General features: G+C 65.4%; 6 protein-coding genes. 2 read left to right on the forward strand and 4 right to left on the reverse strand.

The genetic code is table 11. From position 1 onward, the window contains the following. Together WB785_RS08125 and WB785_RS08130 are read left to right on the forward strand one after the other, a co-directional pair. Nucleotides 1–694 (forward strand): aldehyde dehydrogenase family protein (locus tag WB785_RS08125; RefSeq protein ID WP_424078351.1); only part of this gene is annotated, 694 nt, incomplete at its 5' end. A gap of 19 nt (nucleotides 695–713) precedes the next feature. Further along, nucleotides 714–1,550, forward strand: a complete 837-nt coding sequence (locus tag WB785_RS08130; RefSeq protein WP_424078352.1) for a hypothetical protein — start codon at nucleotides 714–716, stop codon at nucleotides 1,548–1,550. Here WB785_RS08130 and WB785_RS08135 read toward each other — a convergent pair. From WB785_RS08135 to WB785_RS08150, 4 genes are all read right to left on the reverse strand, one after another. Then, nucleotides 1,515–2,921 carry an NAD(P)-binding protein gene (locus WB785_RS08135; RefSeq protein WP_424078353.1) on the reverse strand — a complete coding sequence of 469 codons (1,407 nt, stop codon included), beginning with the start codon at nucleotides 2,919–2,921 and terminating at the stop codon, nucleotides 1,515–1,517. The two genes, WB785_RS08130 and WB785_RS08135, sit on opposite strands and share 36 nt — an antisense overlap. A 14-nt stretch (nucleotides 2,922–2,935) precedes the next feature. Next, complete coding sequence (locus WB785_RS08140; protein WP_424078355.1) at nucleotides 2,936–3,628, reverse strand: anti-sigma factor; 693 nt, start codon at nucleotides 3,626–3,628, stop codon at nucleotides 2,936–2,938. Then, nucleotides 3,625–4,185 (reverse strand): sigma-70 family RNA polymerase sigma factor, encoded by a 561-nt coding sequence (locus tag WB785_RS08145; protein ID WP_424078357.1) that lies wholly within the window; start codon nucleotides 4,183–4,185, stop codon nucleotides 3,625–3,627. The genes WB785_RS08140 and WB785_RS08145 overlap by 4 nt, the downstream gene beginning before the upstream one ends. Before the next feature lie 19 nt (nucleotides 4,186–4,204). Then, nucleotides 4,205–4,736, reverse strand: a 532-nt coding sequence (locus tag WB785_RS08150; RefSeq protein WP_424078358.1) for a DUF1295 domain-containing protein, incomplete at its 5' end; no start/stop codon positions are given.

Below are 4,736 nucleotides of genomic sequence, written 5' to 3' on the forward strand. Positions count from 1 at the left end.
TTCGGTCGAGCGGGTCTACGTGCTTGAGCCGGTGTACGACCAGTTCGTCAAGGCCGTGGTGCGTGACGTGCAGGCGCTGCAGGTCGGCGCCGGCGACGGGCACAACCTCGGAGGGCTGATCGACGAGCAGCAGCTGGCCGTGACCGAGCGCCACGTCCGCGAGGCGGTGGCCGCGGGCGCACGGGTATTGACCGGCGGCAAGCGCGCCGACAAGCCGGGCAGCTTCTATCAGCCGACGGTGCTCGTCGACGTGGACCACTCGATGACGTGCATGACCGAGGAAACGTTCGGTCCCACGCTGCCGATCATGAAGGTCGGCTCCGTCGACGAAGCAATCCGAATGGCCAACGACAGCGAATACGGGTTGAGCGCCTCGGTGTTCTCCGGTGATGTTGATCGAGCGAAAGAGATTGCGCTGCGGCTTGATTGCGGTGCGGTCAACATCAACGACGTAATCGCCAACCTGATGTGCACGACGGCCCCGATGGGCGGTTGGAAGGCGTCGGGCATCGGGGCACGGTGGGGCGGCGCCGAGGGGCTTCGCAAATACTGCCGCGTCGAGACAGTTGTCGGGCCTCGCACCAGTGTCGGTGCGGGCGGCAACTACTACAGCAATTCGCTCAAAGCGCTGACCCGGATGAACCGGATGCTGACCCGGCTCGCGCTGGCGCGTCCGCGTCGCGTCGCCAAATAGCGTCCGTACTCTAGACCGCGTGCGATTCGCGGTGACGGTGCTGCTGTGGCTGCTCACCACGGCGACGCTGGCGGTTACGGTGCCGACAGTGTGGGCACAGACCCACATCGTCGATGTCGACGGCTACACGGCAATGGCCGAGAAGGCCGCGAGTGACCCGACGCTGCAGGCCGCCGCGGCGTCCGAGCTGACTTCCAAGGCGATGACGCTGATCAGCGCGCACGGCTACTCGATCAGCTCATCAGAGGTACATGACGTGGCCACCTCCTACACCGCCAGCCCGTCGTTCCCGCCGCATTTCGCGGAGGCCAACCGGCAGTTGCACGGCTGGCTGTTCACCCGCGCCAGCGGGCAGTCCAACCAGTGGATCGTCGATGTGGCCCCGATGCTCAACGATCCGGTGTTCGACCGGCTGATGATCGCTCACCATGTCCAGGTGCCCGCCACGGTCGCCGTTCCCTTGACGGTGACGACCCCAAAACCCTTGCAGCCCGGCAAATTACGGCTGGGCGCCACCTGGGGTCCGTGGGCGAGCGTCGCCGCGGCGGTGCTGACCGGCATTAGTGCGCTGCTGACATTGGCCGTCGCTCGCAGCCGCGGTAGAGCGCTGGCCTGGCTGGGTATCTCGGCGTTGCTTGTCGGCGCCGCCGGTTGGGCGGCCATCGAACTCGCCCGCCGCCGGATCAACGATGCGCTGAACCACACCACCGGCGACATCCGACGGATCGCCGACGTGATGGTCGGTCAAGCGGAAAGCAGTCTGCACCAATGGCTCAACGTGACGCTGGCTGCCGGGGGAGTGCTGGTGGTGCTCGGTGTATTAGCCGCGATGCTGGGCAGTCTGCGCAAGGCGTAAGGCTTCCAGCTTCTGATTAGCCGACTCGAGACCCGCCTTGATCATCCCGAGGACTTTGTCGCGCACCCGCGGGTTCTCCGTCAGCGGGGCGTACATGTGCCGCATGAGATCCAGCCTTGCCGCGCAGAGCCATTCGAACAGGTCGATGTCGTCGAACCAGCGGATCTGGTTGCGCTGCTCGGCCATCGTCGTGGTGAGCCAGTCCAGGTCGGTGCTGGGATGCGGCACCGGTGCACACAGATCATTTCGTGTCGCGTCGTCGTGGTAGGCCGCTTCAACGTGGGCGGTCAAGGCCGCGCTGAAGACTTGTTGACAGCCGCGCAGACTCTGCAGGGTGATCCGGTTACCGTCGAAAACCGCTGTGGGTGGTCGACGTTGCAGCCCGTCGGCGGTGCAATCGATGTAGAGCGTCGAACGCTCGGCGGGTATCGAGCCGTCAGCCAGCACCACCGTGCCCGCTTCGATGCGTTCCACGTGTCCCATTCGTACGATGGATGAGATGCGTTGCAGCTGTTGCAGTTCAGCCTGCGACACCGTTGCGCAGCGATACATGGTCGGGCGCGTCGCGGGATCCACCCGCAGCAGATTGCCGCAATCCTCCATCCGATCGAACAGATCCTCGATGCTGGTGGCGCCTTCGATCGCGGTCAGACGGGCGGCGAAACCCGCCTGAAACCGCTGCAGAAATTGTGGGCCGGGTTGAATATTGGCCCGATTTTGCAGCCACGCGTCGCGTGGCATGATCCACGTCAGCCGCTCCGGCGCAATACCGTTGCGTAGCAACCACAAGCAGGCGTCGATACCGGTCTTTCCTGCGCCGACGATGACGAACCGTTGGTGGCCCGCCGCCGAGGCCGGTAGGTCGTTGGGCGCGACGCAGTCGACTCCGTCGCCGACGTCATAGGGCGGCGGGCGCATCGACGGCACCACGGTCTTCAGGTAGGTGCTGTCCACCACTCGTCGGCGAACGTCGACGGTGTAGTCGTCGCCGGCCAGCGTGCGAAATCGGCCCTCGCTCAGGTATTCCGCCATCGGAAAGTAGGACACCTGCCCGCTGGGCAACAGGTCTTGGTGCATGACCTGATCGAAGTAGGCACACACTTCTCCCACGGTGGCCAGTTCGTAAAGCCCCTCGTTCCAGCCGACCCGGTCGATGGTGTCGCTGCCCAATGCGCGGGAGTTGACGCCGTAATAAGCCGATGGCTGATGCAAGCGGACAAACGGGTAGGCCGATGTCCAATGCCCACCCGGCGCATGGCCACGGTCGACGAGCACCACATGTGCGTCGGTCTCGGCCACTAGGGTGTCGGTGAACGCCATGCCCACCGCGCCCGCACCGACGACCAGATAATCGGTCTCTAGTCTGTGCACCCCAGTCCTTCCCGCTAGCTCAACGACAGCTTGGCAAGGATCTTCCCGGTCGGTTGCGGTGACCCGGTGCCGGGTTCGACGGTGAACGCCAGCGCGCTGGAACTCCCGAGATTCGTCAGCATGTCGGTGGTCGACGGCGCGACGGCCGCGGTGTTCATCGTGCCTGCCGATGTTGGGCCTTTGTCGCCGAGCAGCCACATCTGATACACGGTGCCCTGCGAGGGTGGGGGCACGTTGTTCATCACCAACACGCCGGCGTTGCGGTCCCGCGAGAACACCACCGTCGCCGTCCCGCCGGCCAGCTGGCCGGAGACGCTTCGCACATCCGGTGCCGCCATGATCTGCTCCGCCATTGACGGCGAGGACGATGGTCGCATCGCCATTCCGGCACCGAAGGCCGCCAATCCCACCACCACCGCAGCCGCCGCCGCCAAAAATGCTGTGCGCCAACGAGATTGCCCGGCCGCTGGGTGAACCGCGGCCAGCACCGCCGCGCGGAGACGGGTAGGCGGCTCGGTGGCCGTCGCTGCCGAAACCGTCGTCATCGTCTCGCGGACCGCGCGCACCTCGTCGCGGAAGGCCTGGGCGACCGATGGTGGCGCCGCAGCAAGCTGCCGGTCGATCACAGCCCGCTCGGCGTCCGATACCGCGTGCAGCGCATACGGCGTCGCCAGTTCGAGCAATTCGAAGTCGGTCGGCTCGGTCATGGCGCACCCAGGCAATTGCGGAGTCCGCGCAGCGCGTCGCGCATCCGCGATTTGATCGTCGACAAGTTGGCCGATAACCGTTGTGACACTTCGGTATACGTCAATCCACCGTAGTAGGCCATTTCGATGCACTGCCGTTGAGCATCGGTCAACCCGTCAAGGCACTCTGTCACCCGGCGGCGCTCATCGGCTGCGAGGGCTGATTCGGCGACGACATCGTGGGCCGGATCGACCGTCGCTGCGCCATAACGGGACTCGCGCTGGGTGGCGGCTTGTTCGGCGCGCACTCGGTCGACCGCGCGCCGGTGTGCGATGGTCATCAGCCAGGACAGCGCGGATCCCTTCGCCGAGTCGTACGCCTCGGCGCTCCGCCACACCTCCAGGTAGACCTCCTGGGTGGTCTCCTCGCTGTACCCGGAGTCGCGCAGCACGCGTGCCACCAACCCGTAGACCCGGGACCTGGTGTGGTCGTAGAAACTCGCGAACGCGTCGGCATCGCGACGCGCCACCCGGTGCAGCAATGCATCCAGGTCGTGGCTTTGCCGCGGTCCGGTCATCGACCTGTAGCCTAGCGATTCAGCGACGTCCGTCGTCATTTTGCGCAGATCGGGGCGGACGGGGGACGAAAAAGGATGTCCGTGCCTGGTATTCGCCGAAGCCGGGGCGGCCCGACATGTACTTCTCGGTGAGCCGGGCACCGGTGACGTAGACCAGAAAGTAGGTCATCAGCAACGGCGAGAGCGCCGTTGCCAGCGTCCACCACCCGGTGATCGTGATAAGCCACAATCCCCACCAGACGCACGCGTCGCCGAAGTAGTTGGGATGACGTGTCCACCCCCATAGGCCGCCGTCCATCACGACACCGCGATGCGCCGGGTCGGATTTGAATATCCGCAATTGATGGTCGCCGACGGCTTCGAAGGCGAGGCCGCTGATCCACAGCAGAACGCCGGCCAGCGTAACGGCCAGCCAGCGCCGCGGCGTGGGACCGATGACCGCCGACAGTTGCAGTGGCAACGAGATGAACCAGGTCGCGAAGGCCTGCAGCAGAAATACTTTGCGGATAATCTGGCCTACTGTGGCGCCGCGCAGCAGATCGGCGTAGCGC

The organism is Mycobacterium sp. (assembly GCF_049585075.1).
Lineage (GTDB): Bacteria > Actinomycetota > Actinomycetes > Mycobacteriales > Mycobacteriaceae > Mycobacterium.